Origin of the sequence: Thermoflexus sp. (assembly GCF_042408815.1) — a bacterium.
Classification (GTDB): Bacteria; Chloroflexota; Anaerolineae; order Thermoflexales; family Thermoflexaceae; genus Thermoflexus.
In genome coordinates this window covers 1-19,362 of sequence record NZ_JBHOQR010000026.1, presented here as the reverse complement: position 1 = coordinate 19,362, position 19,362 = coordinate 1, and the positions used below count along the sequence as shown (strand labels likewise).

Below are 19,362 nucleotides of genomic sequence, written 5' to 3'. Positions count from 1 at the left end.
GGACGGGCCCTGTGATTGCCCGCGGTGCCACCCTTTTTGAGCGCGACCTCTCCAGTAGAGAAGCCGGCTCCCCTCATTGTCGCAGGCGCTGCCCGGTCAGCCGGGCGAAGCCCTCAGCCGATAACGGTAGCGTCTCCGGCCGCGCCTACTGTGGAAGAAGGCCTTCCGGTTCGGGCGGCAGCTCCGGGGCCCATTCAGGATCCAGGATCCGCATCGGGCTCCCACCTGAACCCCGACTCTCTGGGCGGCGCTGGATCCTTACTCTTCCCCTTCATCGCTTTTCGAGTGTTTCATTGTCATTAATACTCTAACAGCCTTTGCATGAGGTGTCAAATCCTTTATCCGTTCTCCCCCAGGGCCTTCTAGTGGCATAATGAGGGAGTCCGGGGGATCATCCCTCGGATGCCGATGGGGCAGGCCGCTTCACGGTCTGACCCCTCCCGTTCAGATCCTTGCCTGGAGCCTGGAGGTCTGATGATCGAAGCCTTTCTCTTCGGATGGATTGGATGGCCCATTGGGATGCTGGTCAACGGCCTAGCGAATGCCCTGCCGCGTCGCCGGGTGGTTCCGTTGTGGGAGGATGGCGGGGGCCTTCCCTCCGCCTGGATCCGAGCGGTGCGAACGGGGGCTTTCCCCCGTCGGCGGGATCTGATCGTAGAGCTGGGGGTGCCGATCCTCTGGGGGCTGACGGCTGCCCGTTTCGGGCTCTCCACCCGGGCGGGGCTGGTCGCTCTGTATCTGACGGTTCTGGTTCTGGTCACGGTCACCGACCTGGAGCGCCGACGGATCTACGATGCGGTGATGCTTCCCGCCATGGCCCTGGCGGCCATCTTGGCGCCGGTTTCCCCGTGGCTGGGAGCAGGCCCCGTGGGGGCGTGGCTGATGGGTCTGGGGGCCTTCGTTTTCTTTTTCCTGATGGCCATGCTCACCCGTGGGGGGATCGGGGGTGGGGATGCCACGCTGGCCGCCTTCATCGGGCTGACCACCGGGTTCCCCCAGGGCCTTCATGCGCTGGCTTACGGGATCCTCATCGCCGGGGGGGTAAGCCTTTTCCTCCTGCTGACCCGACGAGCCACGCTGAAGACAGCGATCCCTTACGGTCCGTTCCTGGCCTTGGGCGGGGCGATCGGTTTGCTGGGGTGGATAACCAGTTGAAGGATGTTCAGTCTGCGGGGCGATCCCTATTCGGACCCGGTTTTCCGGGAAGAGGAGGTCGCCCTGGCAGGCTCTGCGCGGCAGCCATCGCTTTCTTAAGTTAACCATATCCACGATGTTCCTGAGAGCCGATCCAGCCCGGCCTCCGCGAAGTGGCGGACGAGGAGGCTGGGATCCTCCAGGGCGGCCGCGAGGGCGGGGATGCTCCGGGGCGAGGCAATGCGGGCCAGCGCCCGGGCGGCCAGGACGCGGACCTGGGGATGGGGATGACGAAGGCCGTCGATCAGCGCCTCCAGCGCCGCCTCGCCGTAGCGGGCAAGGGCCTCCGCGGCCACCCAGGCCACCCAGGGCTGATCCTCCAGACGCCGCCGCAGGGCGGAGATCACCGCCTCTTGTTGCTCCCTCACCGGACGGATCCCCAGGGCCCAGGCGGCCGCTGCGCGCACCTCCGGCTCCGGATCTTCCAGGGCGCGCAGCAGGGATGAAAGGCTCTCCACGTCCCGTGCCTCCCCCAGGATCCGGCAGGCCCATGCCCGCAGTTCCGGATCGGAGTCCTGAAGCAGCGCATGGGCCAGTGCGCGCAGGCCTTCTGGATCTTCCCGCAGATCCGAGATGCGGAGCTCGGCCTGCTCGGGATCTTCCCGCAATATGCGTTGCCATTCCTCTGTGCTCATGACCATGGATGCCGGATCTCGAAATCATGGGATGGATCATGCGGCCGGCGGGGGAACGGGAAGGGCATCCACGGGGGTGTCACGCCACTTGTCCCCTTCCTCGATGAGCATCACCGGGATGCCATCACGGATCGGATACTTGCGCCCGCAATCCGGCTCCGTGCACACCAGCCACACCTCCTTCACCAGATCCAGCCGGCCGGGATCCAGCCCTTCTTTGCGGGTCGGCCCGGAAACGCAATGGGGACAGCGCAGGATCTCCAGCAGCTCTGGACTGATCATGGTCGAACCTCCTCACAGGGTCTATATCCGGTAAAATCATCCTGCTCTCTCGGAGCATCCGCAAGGTGTTTTGACGGATGTTGGATGGGAGAGAGGTTCCGTCACCTTGCGAATCGCACCACGGTCGCCCCATCATCCGGCGTGGGCTCCATGTGCTCCACGTGCGGATGGGCTTTCAGCCGTTCCCGCACCGCGCGGCGCAGGGCACCGGTACCTTTGCCGTGGATGATCCGGACGAAGGGCATGCCGGCGAGGAAGGCTTCGTCCAGAAACTTCTCCAGGACGGGCAGCGCCTCCTCCACGCGCATTCCCCGCAGATCGAGATCGAGAGGGACCTGGGGTGGCCGAACCGTCGTAACGGAGGCCGGGGAAGAAGGCGCAGGCTGGGGCCGCTCCCGTCGTTCGAGATCCGCCAGGGCCATCCGCAGCCGCCACCGGCCGATTTGTACGTCGGCCTCTTCCCCTTCCATACTCAGGATCTCCCCCTCCATTTGAAGGGGGCGCACCCAAACCCGGTCGCCCACCGCGAAACCGGGCTCCGCGGAGGTCTCCACGGGTGGCGCGGCCCGGGCCAGCGTTTCTCGCATGCGATCCTGTAGGGCCTCCAGGCGGCGTCGAGCGGCTTCCACCTCTGCTTGATGCACCGCCCGCAGCGAACGGCGGATCTGCTCGATCTCCTTCCGGGCTTCCTGGACCAGCGCGGTGATCTGCTCTCGGGCCTCTTGAAGCATCCGTTCCCGTTCCGCTTCGATCTGGGCCAAGCGGGCTCGCCCTTCTTCCTCCAGAGCGCGGGCGGCGGCGCGGGCCTGTTCGGCTTCCATATGGGCCTGGGCGGCTTCCTCGCGAAGCCGTTCCACCTCGGTAAAGATGGTCTCCAGGCGCAGGGCCTGGGGCGACACATACTGCTGGGCCCGGGCGATCAAATCCTCTGGCATCCCCAGCCGTCGAGCGATCAGGAAGGCATTGGATCGGCCTGGCAGACCGATGCGAAGCCGGTAAGTCGGGGCCAGGGTCTCGGGGTCGAATTCCATGCTGGCGTTGATGGCGCCCGGGGTGGTCTGGGCCCACAGCTTCAGCTCCGGGAAATGGGTGGCCACCAGCGTGGTTGTCTTCCGGGCATGGAAGTGCTCCAAGATCGCCCGGGCCAGCGCGGCGCCTTCCACGGGGTCCGTCCCGGCTCCCAGCTCGTCCAGAAGGACCAGGGAGTGGGCGGTGGTGGACTCCAGGAAGCTCAGGATGTTCAGGAGGTGGGCGGAGAACGTCGAAAGGTTCTGCTCGATGCTCTGCTCATCGCCGATATCGGCGTAGATCCCGTCGAACACGGGCAGACGGGAGCCTTCAGCGGCCGGGATATGCAGGCCGCTCTGGGCCATGAGGGCCAGCAGGCCCACTGTCTTGAGGGTGACGGTCTTCCCTCCCGTATTGGGCCCCGTAAGGACCAGGATGAATGTGGAAGGATCCGGTGTGACATCGATGGGCACCACCCGCTGCGGGTCCAGGAGAGGATGGCGGGCCTGGCGCAGCCAGAGGGGCGAGACGGTGCGCCGCTCGGGGGGCTCTTCCGGCCATCGGATGATCTCCGGGCGCTCGGCCTGGATGGCGAGGGCGTAGCGGGCTTTGGCCAGCGTTAGGTCCAGATCCGCCAGGGCTTCCAGCGTGCGCCAGATCCCCTCCGCCTGCGCGCCGGTGGCGGCGCTCAGAGATGCCAGGATGCGGGCCACCTCGCTCTCTTCCTGCGCCTGGAGGGCCCGAAGTTGGTTTCCCAGCTCCACGATGGGCAGCGGTTCAATGAACAGCGTGGCTCCGCTGGCCGAGCTGTCGTGGACCAGGCCCGGGATTTTCCCTTTATGTTCGGCTTTGACTGGGATCACAAAGCGGCCGCCCCGCATGGTGATCAGGGGCTCCTGGAGATAGGGCGCGTAGCGGGGATCAGTGAGATAGCGCTGCAGCCGGGTCTGGATCTCATGGGTCAAGCGGCGGATCTCCGACCGGAGGGCGCGGAGGGTAGGGCTGGCCTCGTCTTTCACCTCGCCCGTCTCATCCAGGCAACGCTCGATCTCGGCTTCCAGGTCGGGGAACTCCTGCATGCGTTCGGCATGCCGAGCCAGATGGGGCAACCCCTCGGCCCGCCGGAGCAGCAGGCGTCGGATCCGCCGGGCGATCCTCAAGGTGTCCCGCACGGCGAGCAGATCGGCGGGTGGAAGGGAGGCTCCGTGCTGGGCGGCCTGGAGCAACGGGCGGAGATCCCGCACCCCGCCCAGATCCAGGCTGGGCTCCAGGGCGAGCAGGCGGCGGGCCTCCTCCGTCTCCGCCAGGCGGGCCTGGACCTCCACCAGATCCGTGGAGGGGCGCAAGGCCCGGGCTTTCTCGGCGCCCCAGGCAAAGGCGGTAAAGGCCGCCAGCCGCTCCAGGATCTTCGGCCATTCCAGCGTGATCAGGTCGTGCTCGCGCACGGGATTTTCCGATCGGGGATTCTCCCATGTATCATACCCCGGATCGCTTGCTCCGGCGTTCCAGAGCCTGGCGGGACACAGCTCCGATATAATCAGGGCGGCGGAACTCGAGGAGGGAGGTTTCCGGTATGCGGCCCCATCGGATCGAGCGGCTGATCAGCGCGGAGGAGCTGGCGGAACGGGTGCGGGATCTGGCCGCCCAAATCTCCGCGGACTATCAGGGGCGGGAGCTGCTTCTGGTGGGCGTCCTGAAAGGCGCCTTCGTGTTCTGCGCTGATCTCCTCCGGCATCTGGAGGGCGTGCGGGCCCAAGTGGACTTCATTGCCTGCTCCAGCTATGGGACGGCCACCGAGACCTCAGGGGTGGTCCGCATCCTCAAAGATCTCAACGCGCCGGTGATCGATCGTGAAGTGCTGCTGGTGGAGGATATCGTGGACACCGGGCTGACGCTGCAGTATCTACAGTCTCACCTGCGGCAACAGAACCCCCGCAGTCTGCGCACGGCCGTGCTGCTGGACAAGCCGTATCGGCGTCAGGTGCCGGTGCAGGTGGATTATCGAGGCTTTGAGATCCCCGATCTATTCGTCGTGGGCTACGGCATCGACTGGGCCGAGCACTATCGTCATCTTCCTTACATCGGGGCCGTCCGCTTTCTGGATTAGGTCTTGCCGGGGATTTCTTTTGGAGTTGGGTCGCTGCGCGCCTCGTATGAACGGACTCCGACCTCATCCAGGTGGCGCAACAAATCCGCCGGGTCCTCATATACCCGATAGGCACCCGCCCGCTCCAGCTCTTCCCGCCCGTAGCCACCGGACAGCAGGCCGACGCCCAGGGCGCCGGCCCGGCGGGCGGCGAGCAGATCCCACACGCTGTCGCCCACCACCACGCACTCCTGAATCGGGATCCCTAAGCGCTCTGCGGCTGTCAGGAACAGATCGGGATCCGGCTTGGCATACTGCACATCGTCCCGCGTCACGACCGGAACGTGGGGATCCAGATCCAGCAGGCTCAGGATCGGCTGGGCGACCTCTCGACGTCCGCTGGTGGCGATGGCCCATGGCACACCCGCCTCCCTCAAGGTCTGAAGGAGATCCCGGGCGCCGGGGAGGGGGCGTACCTGGGCCAGCATACGCGCGAAGGCTTCGGCGTGGTGCTGCTGGATCCGGGCGATCTCCTCTGGGGTGACCTCCCGTCCGGTCTCCCGGAGCAGGGCGCGGAGCAGCAATCCGCCGCTCATCCCGATACGCCGGTGGATCCGCCATACCGAGAGGGAGATCCCGACCGCCTCCAGCGCCTCGCGCCACGCCAGCACATGCTGATAGACGCTATCCACCAGCGTGCCGTCCAGATCGAACAGAAATCCTGGACCTCGCGGCATCTTCGATCCTCCCAAGCGGCTGGCTTCCCGTGGGGTCAGGCGGGCTCCCATCCCGGAGCCGAATGGTATGTAGGGAGGGCGGGTCTCCCCTCATACGATCCGCTCCCCGTGGATCCAGACGGCCTCAGGGGTTCCCCAGCGGGCCCACAGGACCACGTCGGCGAATGCTCCCGGGCGCAGCTGTCCCATCCGACGCAGCCCCAGGGCGCGGGCAGGGGTGAGGGTAGCGCTTCGGACGGCGTCCAGGGGATCGATGCCGGCTTCCTCGATCAGCACTCGCAGGCCCTCGTTCATCAGGGCGATTGATCCCGCCAGCGCCCCCTCCGGCGTCTGGCAGCGTCCATCGGCCACGATCACCTCATAGCCCAGCCAGGTGTAACGGCCCGGCGGCAGCCCGGCCATCGGCGCGGCGTCGCTGATCAGGGCCACGCCGGCGGAGCCTTTGATCTGGAACAGCAGCCGTATGGCCGCCGGGTGGACGTGCTGCCCGTCCGCGATCAGCTGGGTGATCACTTCCCGCTCCAGCAGGGCGGCGGTGAACAGCCCGGGTTCCCGGTGATGAAAGGGGCGCATGGCGTTGAAGAAATGGGTGATCTGGCGGGCCCCGCGCCGGATGGCCTCCATCGCCTGATCATAGGTGGCGTCGCTGTGCCCGATCACGGGGATGATCCCTTGGGCGATCAGCGCCGGGATGGCCTGCATCGCCTCCCCTTCCTCTGGCGCGAAGGTCCATAACCGGATGCATCCAGCGGCGGCCTCCTGATAGCGGGCGACGGCCTCTGGGGTCAGGGGACGAAACCATGCGGAGTTTGCCATCCCTGGCCGTTTCGGGGAAAGGTGAGGGCCCTCAATATGAATCCCCAGGATCCGGGCTCCACGCGGTGGGGTCTCCATGACCTGCGCCATTGCCCGCAGGCGCTTCAGGATCTCCTCTTCCGGCATGGTCAGTGTGGTGGGGACGAACGCGGTCACGCCGTAACGCGGAAGACGTCGGGCCACTTCTGTCAGCTCCGGGCCAAAGAGATCGCAGCCCTCCAGGCCGTGGATGTGGAGGTCAATCAGCCCGGGAGTGACAGGGCGTCCCTGCGCATCGATCCGTTCCGCCGGACGGGGCGGGCGGATCTCCCGCGTGGGGCCCAGGGCGAGGATGCGGCCCCCGGCGAACACCACCGCTCCGTCCTCGATCCGTCGGGTGGGAGTGTAGATCGCTGCATGGAGGATGGCAACGGGGCGCGAGGTCATCCGCTCCCTCCGGAAGAATATCCGCCCTCGGGTTCCAGGTTCACCCAAACCCGGTCACCCTCTACCCGGACTTCGTAAACGGGAATGGGGACCACGGCTGGCAGCCGGAGCACCCGGCCCGTTCGGATGTCAAAACGGGCTCCGTGACGCGGGCACTGGATCACATAGCCTTCCAGCTTCCCTTCCGCCAGCGGGCCGCCGTCGTGAGTGCAGACATCCCCGAAGGCGAACACCTGATCCCCGACCCGGGTCAGCGCAATCGCCCGGCCCTCAACCTGGAAGACTTTCGCAGATCCCACCGGGATCTCCTCGAGCGTTGCGACCTCAATCCACAAGGAAGCACCTCCGAATCATGGACTCTGGGTCCGGGGCATCCCCTTCCGGGTGAGGAGCCCATAGAAGGTCCGCCGGTTACCATGGGAGCCATCTGCGCTCGTGCAGGCATTTCAGCACAGCCTCCAGAACCCCCCCGCCGACCGCCCATGATTTATCTGAAACCGTGAAGCAGTGGCGGGTTTCCGCCCGGGGATCCACATCGCCTACTTTCAGGCCGGGGGTCACCTCCAGTCCATCGAACAGGATCCCCCGGAGCACCCCCGCGATCGCTGTCCGGATCGGGGTTTCATCCACATATGCAACGATCTCCCCCGCCTCCACCCGGTCACCGATGCGCCGGATCCCCCGGAAGCGCCCGGCGCATGGCGCCCGCAGTACCCGCAACACATCGTGCCCGCCGATCGTCCCTGGGATGCCCGTGTCGGGCAGGGCGCTCCCGGTGTAGTAGACCCGCCCCAGGTCATGGCCCCGGGCAGTCTCGACCACGGCATGGCAATCCACCCCGGCCGTGAAGCCCGGCCCCAGGGCCACCACCACCGGCGCGTCCGCGATCGAGGTCCCAGTGTTGCGCTTGGCCATAATCGCATCCACCACGACCTCCGGTCGCAATTGCCGGATGCTCTCCCCGCCCGGATCCACCAGCACCGGGATCTCTCCTCGTGCCCAGAGGACTGGGAACTCCGCGGGATCCGTCGCCCGGCGAGCGGTATGGCCTTCGATGGTGATCTCGCCTTCATAAATGGCGCTGGCCACCGCCACGGCCCGTCGGATCGCCAGGGGTTGGGGGAGCTCGGTGACCCAGACGCGGAACCCCGCTCGATGGAGCCGCAGGATGGCTCCCGTCCCCAGATCGCCTCCACCTTTCACTGCCACCCGGATCATCACGGCCTTCGGTTTCGCGTCGAAGGGTTCCATTCTGATCTCCGCCATAGGCTCCCCGGCGCGAGCGGAGACGGCTCAAGCGTGAAGATGTTCGTGAAACCACTCCGCCACCAGCGGGACCGTGGTCTCCAGATACTCCAGGGGGAGCATATGGCCGGCCCCGGGCACGATGATCAGGTCGTTCCGGCTGCGAAGTCGCGCCGCAAACGCCCGATGAGCATCCGCGGGAAGGATCCGGTCATGCTCGCCGACCAGTATACGCACCGGCTTCGTCATCGCCTCAACAGGCGGCTTGTCTGAGGGCTCCAGAAACATGGAGATCCATGCCTTCAGACGATAGCTCCACACACAGAGGGGATCCTGGAGCCATCGACGCCGGTTCTCCGGCTTTTCAAAAACGTGGGAAGGCTCCAGGAAGGCGCGCACCGGAATGGGGAGCTCGCCCACGATGGGCTGGAGAGGCCGCGCCGCCCGCGCGAGGGGAACCAGGAGGAAATGGCGGCGCAGATACAGGACGGGGCGGATGTCCTGTAGATCCAGCACGTTGTGGCAGACCGCCGCACGGATCCGGGGATCCTCCAGGGCGGCGTAGAAGGCCAGGATGCCGCCCATGCTGGATCCAGTGATCCCGATCCGGTCGTGGTAAGCCCCCAAGGCGAAGTCCACGGCCCGGCGGATGTTTCGTATCGCTTCGGCATATGTAAAGCGCCCCCGTGCGCCGCCGCTCCGCCCATGTCCCTGGAGGTCGAGGGCAAGGATGTTAAGACCGGCCTCCGCCAGGGCCTGGAGGAAGTTCGCGCCCGGGATCATGTCGCTGTAAAAGCCAGCGTGAGCGGTCATGCCGTGGATGAAAATCGCCACCGGGGCCTGGGGGGAGTGTTCATAAACCGAGAGATGAAGCGGAAGACCATGATCCTCAATCAGCAGGGTGCGGGCTGTCGTCATCGCCGGCCTCATGGATCAGGATGGGGAGCGAGGGTTTTGTCTTCGCCCTGGAGCCTCCTTCATAGTGGGGTGGTGGGCGATTCGGTTTCCAAAACCACCCGGATGTGATGGGCCAGCTCCAGGCCGATGATCACATCGTGCTGGGCCAAGCGGAGACGAAGCGGCCCGTTGAACGGTGCGCGGGCGATCAGTTCGAAGGCAGTGCCCGGCACCAGGCCCAGGGATCCCAGATATCGGAGCTGTTCCGGATCCTCCGTCTTCACCCGGGTGATCTGCCCCCGCGCGCCAATCCAGACTTCGCTCAACGGGATGTCGGAAAGCGGCGGCATCTGCCCATCCGGCGTGGGGATGGGATCCCCGTGAGGGCAATGGGTCGGGCGCCCGGCGACCTCATACATCCGTTCACAGAGCGCCTCGTCGATCACCGGGTCCAATCGGTCGGCCAGGGCATGGACTTCCTCCCAACCGATGCCCAGCACGCGGGTCAGGAAGGCTTCCAGGATGCGATGCTGACGGATGCCCCGGAGGGCTTCCCGTTCTCCAGCTTTTGTCAGGAGGATCCCATGGCGGGTCCGCTGGATCAACCCGTGGGACTCCAGACGGTTCAGCATGCGGACCACCGCGGGGATGGTGACGTCCAGGCGTCGAGCCAGCGCCGCGGCCCGTACAGGTCCTCCCTCACCCATACGATAGATCTCCGCCAGATAGGCCCGCATCCCCGGGCTGAGGGATCGGCCGAGGTGTTCTTGCCGGTTCAGTGGTTCCTCCTGTCTTTCCAATCCGTTTGTTTAAAAGTGTAACATAAACAAAACGGGGGTTCAATGGGTTTGGAGAACTTTGGTTGGGGGGAGGACACGGCGGAATGGAGACCCACATGAACACCTGGGCGAAGGCCGCCGCGCTTTCCACAGCGATCCGGCGGGAGTGGCCCAGCCTGGGGCTATGGATCGCGGCGGTCCTCGGTTTTGGGGGCTTCGCCCTCCAACGGGGTCGGATCGCCCTTGCTCTTCCGGCGATCGGCTTCTTCGCCGCTCTAATGGCTGGCTACCTGGGATGCGCCTGGCTCCCTGGGGATCCCGTGCGCCGCTGGATGGGAGCCGATATCCGTCGGATCTACGGGATCCCGTTCGCCCTGTGGTTCGGAGGCGGCCTGCTGCGTATCCTTCAGGGAGCGCCCCTGGATCCCGGAGCGCTGCTTCTGGATCTGGGGATCTACCTCATCCCCACGGTGATGGTCATCCATAACCGTGCTTCGTGGAAGGCGATCGATGGCCTGATGGTCGCTGGGGCGCTGGCGTTCCTGCTGATCCCCGGCCCGCCTCCCCCAGATCCCGTGGGATGGGCGTTCCGGATCGGTGCTGCCCTCTGGCCGCTTCCCTTTGTGCTCGGATGGCCAGCGGGGACCCGGGGGCGATCCCATTTGCTCTTCTTCGGGGCGGTTCTCTTCATGTGGTATGCTGTGGAATTCCGGCGGCTTCCAGAGAGCCCATTGATTGCCGGGGGACCATCGTATGAGCAGCTCGCCGTCATCACCCTGTTCCTGTGGTTGCTGATCCTGGCCGGGCGATTCTCGGATCTGGGGTTCACCTTTCGATGGACATGGGGGGATCTGGGGGTGATCGCGCTGAATCTCATCGGTTTCGCGGCCTTCGCGCTACCCTTCGGGCGGCTCACTGGCTTCATCGCGCCGGCGGCCACGCTCCCTGGTTTCCCGGAGGTCTTGATCCGCCTGCTGGCGATTTATCTGTTCATTGGGCTCCCGGAGGAGATCCTGTTTCGGGGGACGCTGCATGTGCACCTGCAGCGAACGCTGGGGTGGCCCCCGTTGCGCACCCTGATCCTCTCCTCCATCCTTTTCGGCCTGGCCCACCTGAACAATCCTCCGAAGGTCGGCCTCTATGCGATCCTGGCCACTGTGGCGGGGTTCTTCTATGGGCGGACTTACCTGCAAACGGGGAAGGTCACCGCGGCGGCCATAGTGCATACGATAGTGGATTGGATCTGGACAGTGTTCTTCCAGTGATCCGGGGTGCTTTTTCGTTCCTGCGGATTTCAGGAGGAGGGGTCGTCCTGGCTCCGAGCAGCCGACCTAATTGCCCGCCCCCGGCTTCTCCGGTATAATAACTTTGCTCATCCGAGATGCCACCTTAGCTCAGCCGGAAGAGCACCCGCCTCGTAAGCGGGGGGTCGCGGGTTCGAATCCCGCAGGTGGCTCTCCACAATGCGCTCCCCTCATCCGGGGGATCTCTCGTTTTGAGGGCCCTCGATTTCACCGACCGTGTCGATCGCTCCTTCGGGTTCGGAATCCTCGGCTTCTCCCCGTCTGGGAGCTTCCTGGATCCGGCTTCCAGCGAGCGGATGGATGTTTCTGGCCAGCCGATGGGGGATAGGGATCCCTGCATTGCTGCTGAGCCTTGGGCTGCTCTGGATGACGGTAGCTCCTCAGGCGCCCTCTCCCCATGATCCGGCTTATGGGCTGTGGGTCGCTCGCGCCCGTCTCCGCTTCGGCCCGCTCTTTGATCCCCTGGAGCGTCTGGGTCTGTGGTCCCTCACGGAGACGCCGGGCTGGCGGCTGCTCTGGGCCGCCCTGGGCTGGAGCTTCCTGGTCCACGCGCTGGAGGCGGCCCGGGCCCGCCGACCGTTGATGGCCTGCAGCTTTGCCCTCCTGGTTCTCGCCATCGGGATGGGAGGCTTGGGACGTTACCTGCCCCCGCCTCTCTCCCTAACGTTGGCCCCCGGGGAGGGGCAGCGCGTAGGGGACTTCCGGCTAGTCCTGGAGGAGAACGGCCTCTCCCTTTGGCGCCAGGGGGATCTGATCGGGCGCACGATGTTCCACTGGGGCTTCCCCTTCCTCCTGGGGCCGTATGGGGGGATCGCCGGGCGCAGTCATTCAGTGCTGGAGGTGGAGGCCGCAGGCCCTTCGGGCCCGCTGCCCCTGCGTGCAGCGCTGGATGCTCCGCTCGCCCCTCGTATCTTGTTGTATCCCTCCCTGGAAGGGGAAGCCTTTGCCGCCATCCCGGAGGCCCGCCGGATCCTTCGGGTTCAGGAGGGGCGATGGCTAACGGTTTTTGAGGAAGGAACAGGAGCGGTAGTCTGGCAGGAAGAACTGCCCCGGCTCGCGGACGGCCAGACGCTCGAGCGAGCCCTCCCAGGGGGCTATGTCCTGCGCTTCACCGCGCGTCCCGTATATCGGCTCTTCCTTTTCCCCATGCCCACTTTCCTCCAACGCCTCCTCAGTATGGGGATGGCCTTCCTGGGTCTGGGGATCGGCGGAGCGGCTCAGCTTCGTGCGGCGATGAGCCGTTCCCCCGGGACCGTCTGAGGCCCTCTTCGGGCCGCTGTTCTCGCCCTTCATCCTCCTGCCGGTGACCGTTCGTCGTTTTGAGGCCTTCCATGTAACGGGAAGGCCCTTCCGGTGTTTTTCTTATGAACGGCCTTTCGGATTCCAGTTCGGCGTGGGGGGGAGAGCGGGACCCCTCGTATCGATGGGGAGGCGACCGAGATGGTGCGCGTCGTGATTACCGGGATGGGGGCGATTACGCCCCTGGGGAATGATGTAGAGACCTTCTGGCAGAACGTAGTGGCCGGGCGGTCCGGGGTCGGGCCGATCACTCTCTTCGATGCCTCGATGTTGAAGACCCGGATCGCGGCGGAAGTTCGGGATTTCGATCCCGAGGCGTGGTTTGGGCGCAAGGAAGCGCGCCGGATGGATCGATACGCCCAGTTTGCCCTCGCAGCGGCGCAGCAAGCGCTTCAGGACGCCCGGCTTGACCCGTCCCATGTGGATCGGGAGCGAGTGGGGGTGATCCTGGGGACCGGGATCGGGGGGATTGGCGCACTGGTTCAGGGCGTGGAAACCCTGATGACCCGCGGCCCGGATCGGATCAGCCCCTTCATGGTGCCGATGATGCTGGCGGATACCGCGCCGGGCCTGATCGCCATCGCGTATGGGTTCCGGGGCCCCAATATGGCGGTGGTCACCGCCTGTGCCAGTGGGACCAACGCCATTGGGGAGGCAATGCATCTGATCCAGCGGGGGGATGCGGATGTGGTCCTTGCGGGCGGCGCAGAGGCGGGGATCCTGCCGATCTCGGTGGCTGCCTTCAATGTGATGGGGGCTATCTCCACACGGAATGAGGAGCCGGAGCGGGCCTCCCGCCCCTTCGATCGGACCCGAGATGGTTTCGTGATGGGGGAAGGGGCGGGGATCCTGGTGCTGGAGCGGCTGGAGCATGCCCGGGCGCGGGGCGCGCGGATTTATGCGGAGGTCGTGGGGTATGGCACCTCGGCGGATGCTTATCACATCACGGCGCCGCTGGAGAACGGGGAGGGGGCGGCGCTGGCCATGCGCCGTGCCCTGGCCGACGCGGGCCTCTCGCCGCGGGATGTGGACTATATTAACGCCCATGGCACCAGCACGCCCCTCAACGATAAAAGCGAGACCCAGGCCATCAAGGCAGTGTTCGGGGAAGCCGCCTATGATGTGCCCATCTCCTCCACGAAGTCCATGATCGGGCATTTGCTGGGCGCTGCGGGGGCCGTCGAGGCCATCGTCTGTATTCGGGCCATCACCGATGGGATCATTCCCCCCACGATCAACTATGAGCATCCCGATCCCGAGTGTGATCTGGATTACGTGCCGAACGTCGCGCGCCGCAAGCCGGTGCGGGTGGCCATGTCCAACTCCTTCGGCTTCGGCGGTCACAACGCCTGTGTGATCTTCCGCCGTTACGAGGACGGCGCCTCCTGAGGTCAGATTTTCCCTATGAGGCTCTAGGGAGGGATCTCCCTGCTCTCCCGATTCGAGCCCCACCGCATGAGTCCTGGGGAGGGAACGATCGATTCGTGGAGGATGGGGATGGCGCGATATGCGCATATTGTGGGCTGGGGAATGGCAATCCCTCAGCGGGTGGTGACCAACCACGAGCTGGCGCAGTTCGTGGAAACCTCCGATGAGTGGATCGTCACGCGCACGGGGATCCGGGAGCGGCGGGTGGCGGGCCCTCAGGAGAGCACGGCCACACTCTCCATCGCGGCGGCGGAGGAGGCCCTCGCTGTCGCTGGGATCCCTCCCCGCGAAGTGGATCTGATCCTGGTGGCGACGGTGACCCCCGAACACCTCTTCCCCTCCACCGCCTGTCTGGTCCAGGATGCCCTCGGGGCCTCCCGGGCCGGGGCGTTCGATCTGCTTGCGGGATGTTCCGGCTTCATTTATGGGCTTCATATGGCCGCGGCGGCGATCCGCGCGGGCACCCATGAGGTGGCCTTGGTGATCGGGGCGGAGACCCTTTCGCGCATTGTGAACTGGCGCGATCGCAACACCTGCGTCCTGTTTGGGGACGGGGCCGGCGCGGTAGTGGTGAAGGGAAGCGATGCGCCCGGCGGGGTGCTCGCCTCGCTGATCCGGGCCGATGGATCGGGAGGGGAGTTGCTGATCCTGCCGGCAGGCGGCAGCCGGTTGCCCATTTCAGAGGCAGTTGTCCGGGATGGGTGCCACTTCGTCCGGATGAACGGCCGCGAGGTCTTCCGGTTCGCCACGCGGGTGATGGAGAAAGCGACCCGGGAGGTGGTGGCTCAAGCAGGCCTGCGCCTGGAGGATGTGGATCTGATCATCCCGCATCAAGCGAACATCCGGATCATCGAGGCGGCGGCGAAGGGATTGGGGCTGCCGATGGATCGCTTCTTTGTGAACATCGATCGGTATGGAAACACTTCCTCAGCCAGCATCCCCATCGCGCTGTGCGAGGCCGTTCAGCAGGGGCGTCTGAGGCCCGGAGATCGGATGGTGATGGTCGCTTTCGGGGCCGGCCTGACATGGGCGGCGGCCCTGGTTCAGTGGGGCGCCCCGCTGGCCCGCCCGCGACCGCTCTGGCTGGAGCAGTTGGCTCGGCTCACCCTTTACGTTCCTGCACAGCTCCACTCGCGCCTCATGCGTCTCTGGAGGCGTTTCGACGCATGGCTAAGCCGGATCCTCCGGCAGGAAGGGGAGTGAGCACCGGTCGGAGGGCTCTCAGGACCTGGAGTCCAGTCCACCGCCCTTGGGGACAAGGGGAGAGGCGCTTGCGAACCCTTCCGGTTTGGATCTATGCTCCGCTGGAGTTCCCTTCACGGAAGGCTTGCCCATGGATCTGCGACCGCGAACGAAGATCGTCTGCACCCTCGGTCCTTCCACCGATCACCCGGAGATCCTGCGGGCGATGATCCGGGCGGGAATGAGCGTGGCCCGAATCAACTTCTCTCATGGGGATCACGCGGCCCATGCCCGCCGTATAGCGATGGTGCGCCAGATCGCTCAGGAGGAAGGGGCCATTGTGGCCCTCCTGGGCGATCTTCAGGGCCCTCGCTGGCGTGTCGGTGTCATCGAAGGGGGATACATCTCCATCGCCCCAGGCCAGCGCATCACCCTCACCACCCGCCCGGTCCCGGGGAGCCCCCAGGAGGTTCACCTTCCCCATCCCGAGCTGGTCACCCTGGTCCGCCCTGGTCAGGTCCTGCTTTTGGATGATGGGTTGCTGGAGTTCCGGGTGGAGGAAGTCAATGGAACGGATGTGATCTGCCAGGTGGTGCGGGGCGGGACATTGAGCTCCCATAAGGGGATCAACGCGCCGGGTCTTCCCCTGACCCTACCCGCCCTCACGGAGAAAGATCGGCTGGATGTACGGTTTGCGGTGGAGCAGGGGATGGATTATCTCGCCCTCTCCTTTGTGCGCACCGCCGATGATGTGCGCCAGCTCCGGGCGCTCCTGCAAGATCTCGGGGCGTCGATTCCCATCATCGCCAAGATCGAGAAGCGGGAGGCGCTGGAGAACTTCGAAGCCATCCTGGAGGCGGCGGACGCCGTGATGGTCGCCCGAGGGGACCTGGGGGTGGAGATCCCGCCGGAGGAAGTTCCAATCCATCAGAAGCGGATCATCCGGCTGTGCAACCGCGCGGGCAAGCCGGTGATCACTGCCACGCAAATGCTCAACTCCATGGTCAGCCACCCGCGTCCCACCCGCGCCGAGGCCAGCGACGTGGCCAACGCGATCCTGGACGGGACGGACGCGGTCATGCTGTCGGCGGAAACAGCGACGGGGACCTATCCGGTGGAGGCGGTGCAGATGATGGCCCGGATCGCGCGGATTGCTGAGGGGGCGCTTCCCCACCGTCAGTGGCTGGACCTGATCGGGGGATCCGCAGAGGTGACGGAGGCCATCAGCCGGGCGACGGTGGAGATCGCCGAGCAGATCGGGGCCCGGGCGATTGTCACGTCCACGATGTCGGGTTACACGGCCCGGATGATCGCCCGCCATCGCCCGCCTGTTCCTATTTTGGCCGTCACCCCGGTCCCGGCGACCCTGCGACGGCTAACGCTGGTGTGGGGGGTGGAGCCGGTTTTGATGCCCTCGGTGCGCACTACCGATGAGATGCTGGGGGCGGCCAGCCAGGCGGCTCTGCAGCGCGGTCTGGCCCAACCTGGGGATCTCATCCTCATCACGGCCGGCGTCCCCTTCGGCCGCCCAGGCCATACGAACCTGTTAAAGGTGCATCGGATCGAACCCGCTCCCGCGTAGCCCCCCTCCGCTTCGGCGCTTGGAGTTCCCCGCCTCGGGCACCCCCCGTCCCCCCGGCACGAGGGGCAGGGGAGCCGGGCTGGATGATCTACAGGGAAGGCGGAGCGTCAAACCGGTAGATGAGGCCACATAGGGCTCTGTTCCAGGATCCTCTGCGCCAATCGTCAATCGGAGGATCAGACTCGGGCCTTATGCAGGGTCTTCAGGCATCGGGTGCAGATATGGATCCGTCGGGTGACGCCGTTTATGGTGACCCGCTTCTTTTGGATGTTGGCCATGAACCGCCGGTGTTCGGCGTGATGGGAGTGGCTGACATAGTTGCCGAAGGCGGTTCCTTTCCCGCAGATCTCACACCGCGCCATCTCGCTTTCCCTCCCATGTCGCATGATGCATCCGCAAAATCCTGGCCTTGAGATTTTAGCGGGGTGAATCCTCTTCGTCAATCGGTTTCCTTCAGGGCGCGGATCCGGGCCATAGAAGCGATACGGTCGGCCTCCGTTAAGGCGATGAGGCGGCTCCCCCGGGTCGCTCGCCCGGCCTGAGGGATCTCCGTGACCGGGATCCGGATGGCCATCCCGTTGGCGGTGAGCAGCACGATATCATCCCCCGGCTGCACCACGCGGGCTGCGGCGATCTCCCCGATCTCCTCCAGGCGATCTGCGATCGTCCGCACCCCGCCTGTGGCCCGGCCCTTCCGAGGATACTGGGAGATGGGGGTCCGCTTCCCGAACCCACCCGTTGTGACCACCAGGAGCTCTCCTTCCGGATCCACCCGATCCAAGGCGATCACCATGTCCCCTTCCTCCAGCCGGATGCCGCGCACGCCGGCGGCTGCCCGGCCCATCGGGCGCACCTCGGCCTCCTCAAAGCGCAGGGCCTGCCCGCGGGCCGTGACCAGGAGGAGATCCCCGGCGCCGTCGCTGAGGCAGACATCCTGGAGCACGTCGCCTTCCTCCAGCTGGATGGCCATCAGCCCGGTAGATCGGGTGGTGAGGAATTCATTGAGGGGCACCCGTTTCACCTTCCCGAGGCATGTGGCCATCACCAGATAACGATCCCCTCCATCGGCTTCCGTTCTTTCCATCCATGCCGGCGATACGGCCACAGCGGCGGTGATCCGTTCTCCCTCCGCCAGGTTGATCAGGTTCACGATGGGAATCCCCCGCGCGGCGCGATCGGCATCTGGCACCTCGTAGGCGCGGATCCGGTAAGCCCGGCCCTGATCGGTGAAGAAGAACAGGTAATCCAGGGTCCGGCAGGCGAAGACGCTGGCCACCGCGTCATCCTCATCGGTCGCCATGCCGGTGACCCCGCGCCCGCCCCGACCCTGAGGCCGATAGGCCGACACCGGCACCCGTTTGATGTATCCGCGCTGGCTGAGGAGCACCAGCACGGGCTCGTCCGGGATCAGATCCTCGACCGTGAACTCGGCCGTCACCTCAGGCAGGATGCGAGTGCGTCGAGGATCGCCGTATTTCTCCTTCAGATGCTGGAGCTCCTCCCGGATCACCCTCAGGATCTTGTGGGGATCCAGCAGCAGGGCCTCCAGCTCGGCGATGCGGGCCACCAGACCCTGATATTCCTCCTCCAGCCGTTGCCGTTCCAGCGCCGCCAGCCGCCGCAGGGGCATATCCAGGATAGCCTGGGCCTGGACCTCGGTGAGGCCGAAGCGTTCCATGAGCTGAGCTTTTGCAGTCTCCGCGTCCGGGGCCTGGCGGATCAGGGCGATCACCTCGTCCAGGAACTGGAGGGCGATCCGAAGCCCCTCCAGGATATGGGCCCGCGCCTTTGCTTTCTCCAGGTCATAACGGGTCCTCCGGGTCACCACCTGGATCCGATGCTCGATGAACAGCTGGAGGATCCGCTTCAATGAGAGCACCCGCGGCTGGCCGTCCACCAGGGCCAGCATCTGGACGCCGAAGGTGGTCTGGAGGGGCGTGAATTTAAGCAGCTGATTAAGCACCGTTTGGGGTCGGGCGCCCCGTTTCAGCTCGATCACGATGCTCAACCCGTGGCGATCGGATTCGTCTCGGAGATCGGCGATGTCATCGATCCGTCCCTCCCGGACCAGCTCGGCGATCCGCTCGATGAGGGCGGCCTTGTTCACCAGATAGGGCAGCTCCGTCACCACGATCCGCCAGCGCCCGCCTTTCATTTCTTCAATTCGCGTCACCGCCCGGACCACCAGGCGGCCGTGGCCGGTGGCGTAAGCTGTCCGGATCCCCTCCTGGCCCAGGATCAGCCCGCCGGTGGGGAAATCAGGTCCGGGGATGAAGCCCATGAGATTCTCCACGGTCACCTCATCCCGCTCTTCCCAGCGGTCGATCATGTAGCACAGGGCATCGCAGACCTCGCTCAGGTTGTGGGGGGGGATGCTGGTGGCCATCCCCACCGCGATCCCCGAGGCCCCGTTGATCAGCAGCTGCGGCGCCTTCGCCGGCAGCACCACCGGCTCCTTCAAC

18 protein-coding genes, 1 tRNA gene and 1 other annotated feature (1 of these 20 only partly in view) are annotated in these 19,362 nt (G+C 65.7%); of the genes, 8 read left to right on the top strand and 11 right to left on the bottom strand.

Going from position 1 to position 19,362, the window contains the following annotated elements:
- Positions 1 to 284: a binding site (T-box leader), on the bottom strand (it extends 5 nt beyond the left edge of the window).
- Between the two features lie 190 nt (positions 285 to 474).
- A complete protein-coding gene (locus tag ACFMO3_RS09270; protein WP_376790130.1) occupies positions 475 to 1,155 on the top strand; it encodes a prepilin peptidase in 681 nt (226 codons plus the stop codon).
- A gap of 95 nt (positions 1,156 to 1,250) precedes the next feature.
- On the opposite strand, the gene ACFMO3_RS09265 is transcribed toward ACFMO3_RS09270, so the two are convergent.
- The 3 genes from ACFMO3_RS09265 to ACFMO3_RS09255 all read right to left on the bottom strand — a co-directional run bounded on the left by ACFMO3_RS09265 (position 1,251) and on the right by ACFMO3_RS09255 (position 4,564).
- Entirely contained in the window at positions 1,251 to 1,829 is a 579-nt protein-coding gene (locus ACFMO3_RS09265; protein WP_376790129.1) for a HEAT repeat domain-containing protein, read from the bottom strand.
- Positions 1,830 to 1,865: 36 nt separating this feature from the next.
- The gene (locus ACFMO3_RS09260) at positions 1,866 to 2,111 is read right to left on the bottom strand and encodes a Trm112 family protein (RefSeq protein ID WP_376790128.1); all 246 of its coding nucleotides are present in this window, start codon (positions 2,109 to 2,111) and stop codon (positions 1,866 to 1,868) included.
- Between the two features lie 101 nt (positions 2,112 to 2,212).
- A complete protein-coding gene (locus ACFMO3_RS09255) occupies positions 2,213 to 4,564 on the bottom strand; it encodes an endonuclease MutS2 (RefSeq protein ID WP_376790127.1) in 2,352 nt (783 codons plus the stop codon).
- A gap of 128 nt (positions 4,565 to 4,692) precedes the next feature.
- On the opposite strand from ACFMO3_RS09255, the gene hpt reads away from it, so the two are divergent.
- Entirely contained in the window at positions 4,693 to 5,226 is a 534-nt protein-coding gene (hpt, locus tag ACFMO3_RS09250; RefSeq protein ID WP_376790126.1) for a hypoxanthine phosphoribosyltransferase, read from the top strand.
- Here hpt and ACFMO3_RS09245 read toward each other — a convergent pair.
- The 6 genes from ACFMO3_RS09245 to ACFMO3_RS09220 all read right to left on the bottom strand — a co-directional run bounded on the left by ACFMO3_RS09245 (position 5,223) and on the right by ACFMO3_RS09220 (position 10,063).
- A complete protein-coding gene (locus tag ACFMO3_RS09245; RefSeq protein ID WP_376790125.1) occupies positions 5,223 to 5,942 on the bottom strand; it encodes an HAD family hydrolase in 720 nt (239 codons plus the stop codon). The genes hpt and ACFMO3_RS09245 overlap by 4 nt on opposite strands.
- Positions 5,943 to 6,032: 90 nt before the next feature.
- Positions 6,033 to 7,184 carry an N-acetylglucosamine-6-phosphate deacetylase gene (gene nagA / locus ACFMO3_RS09240; RefSeq protein WP_376790124.1) on the bottom strand — a complete coding sequence of 384 codons (1,152 nt, stop codon included), beginning with the start codon at positions 7,182 to 7,184 and terminating at the stop codon, positions 6,033 to 6,035.
- Positions 7,181 to 7,519, bottom strand: a complete 339-nt coding sequence (locus tag ACFMO3_RS09235; protein ID WP_376790123.1) for a Rieske (2Fe-2S) protein — start codon at positions 7,517 to 7,519, stop codon at positions 7,181 to 7,183. The genes nagA and ACFMO3_RS09235 overlap by 4 nt, the downstream gene beginning before the upstream one ends.
- 76 nt (positions 7,520 to 7,595) lie before the next feature.
- A complete protein-coding gene (gene yqeB / locus ACFMO3_RS09230) occupies positions 7,596 to 8,450 on the bottom strand; it encodes a selenium-dependent molybdenum cofactor biosynthesis protein YqeB (RefSeq protein WP_376790122.1) in 855 nt (284 codons plus the stop codon).
- Positions 8,451 to 8,477: 27 nt separating this feature from the next.
- Positions 8,478 to 9,347, bottom strand: a complete 870-nt coding sequence (locus ACFMO3_RS09225) for an alpha/beta hydrolase (protein WP_376790121.1) — start codon at positions 9,345 to 9,347, stop codon at positions 8,478 to 8,480.
- Between the two features lie 59 nt (positions 9,348 to 9,406).
- Positions 9,407 to 10,063 (bottom strand): metal-dependent transcriptional regulator, encoded by a 657-nt coding sequence (locus ACFMO3_RS09220; protein ID WP_376790120.1) that lies wholly within the window; start codon positions 10,061 to 10,063, stop codon positions 9,407 to 9,409.
- 146 nt (positions 10,064 to 10,209) lie between these two features.
- Here ACFMO3_RS09220 and ACFMO3_RS09215 point away from each other — a divergent pair, with 146 nt between their 5' ends.
- The 6 genes from ACFMO3_RS09215 to pyk all read left to right on the top strand — a co-directional run bounded on the left by ACFMO3_RS09215 (position 10,210) and on the right by pyk (position 16,900).
- Positions 10,210 to 11,370 carry a type II CAAX prenyl endopeptidase Rce1 family protein gene (locus ACFMO3_RS09215; protein WP_376790119.1) on the top strand — a complete coding sequence of 387 codons (1,161 nt, stop codon included), beginning with the start codon at positions 10,210 to 10,212 and terminating at the stop codon, positions 11,368 to 11,370.
- A gap of 118 nt (positions 11,371 to 11,488) precedes the next feature.
- Positions 11,489 to 11,561, top strand: a tRNA-Thr gene (locus ACFMO3_RS09210).
- 148 nt (positions 11,562 to 11,709) lie between these two features.
- Positions 11,710 to 12,669 carry a hypothetical protein gene (locus tag ACFMO3_RS09205; RefSeq protein ID WP_376790118.1) on the top strand — a complete coding sequence of 320 codons (960 nt, stop codon included), beginning with the start codon at positions 11,710 to 11,712 and terminating at the stop codon, positions 12,667 to 12,669.
- 180 nt (positions 12,670 to 12,849) lie between these two features.
- Positions 12,850 to 14,097, top strand: coding sequence for a beta-ketoacyl-ACP synthase II (gene fabF / locus ACFMO3_RS09200; protein ID WP_376790117.1), 1,248 nt, complete (start codon positions 12,850 to 12,852; stop codon positions 14,095 to 14,097).
- A 108-nt stretch (positions 14,098 to 14,205) separates the two neighbouring features.
- Positions 14,206 to 15,339: a beta-ketoacyl-ACP synthase III gene (locus ACFMO3_RS09195; RefSeq protein WP_376790116.1), complete on the top strand. Its 1,134-nt coding sequence runs from the start codon at positions 14,206 to 14,208 to the stop codon at positions 15,337 to 15,339.
- A gap of 130 nt (positions 15,340 to 15,469) precedes the next feature.
- Positions 15,470 to 16,900, top strand: a complete 1,431-nt coding sequence (gene pyk, locus ACFMO3_RS09190; protein WP_376790115.1) for a pyruvate kinase — start codon at positions 15,470 to 15,472, stop codon at positions 16,898 to 16,900.
- Positions 16,901 to 17,076: 176 nt separating this feature from the next.
- On the opposite strand, the gene rpmB is transcribed toward pyk, so the two are convergent.
- Both rpmB and ACFMO3_RS09180 read right to left on the bottom strand, forming a co-directional pair.
- On the bottom strand, positions 17,077 to 17,262 hold the full coding sequence (gene rpmB / locus ACFMO3_RS09185; protein WP_376790114.1) for a 50S ribosomal protein L28: 186 nt from the start codon (positions 17,260 to 17,262) through the stop codon (positions 17,077 to 17,079).
- Between the two features lie 77 nt (positions 17,263 to 17,339).
- Positions 17,340 to 19,362, bottom strand: a 2,023-nt coding sequence (locus tag ACFMO3_RS09180; RefSeq protein WP_376790113.1) for a DNA gyrase subunit A, incomplete at its 5' end; no start/stop codon positions are given.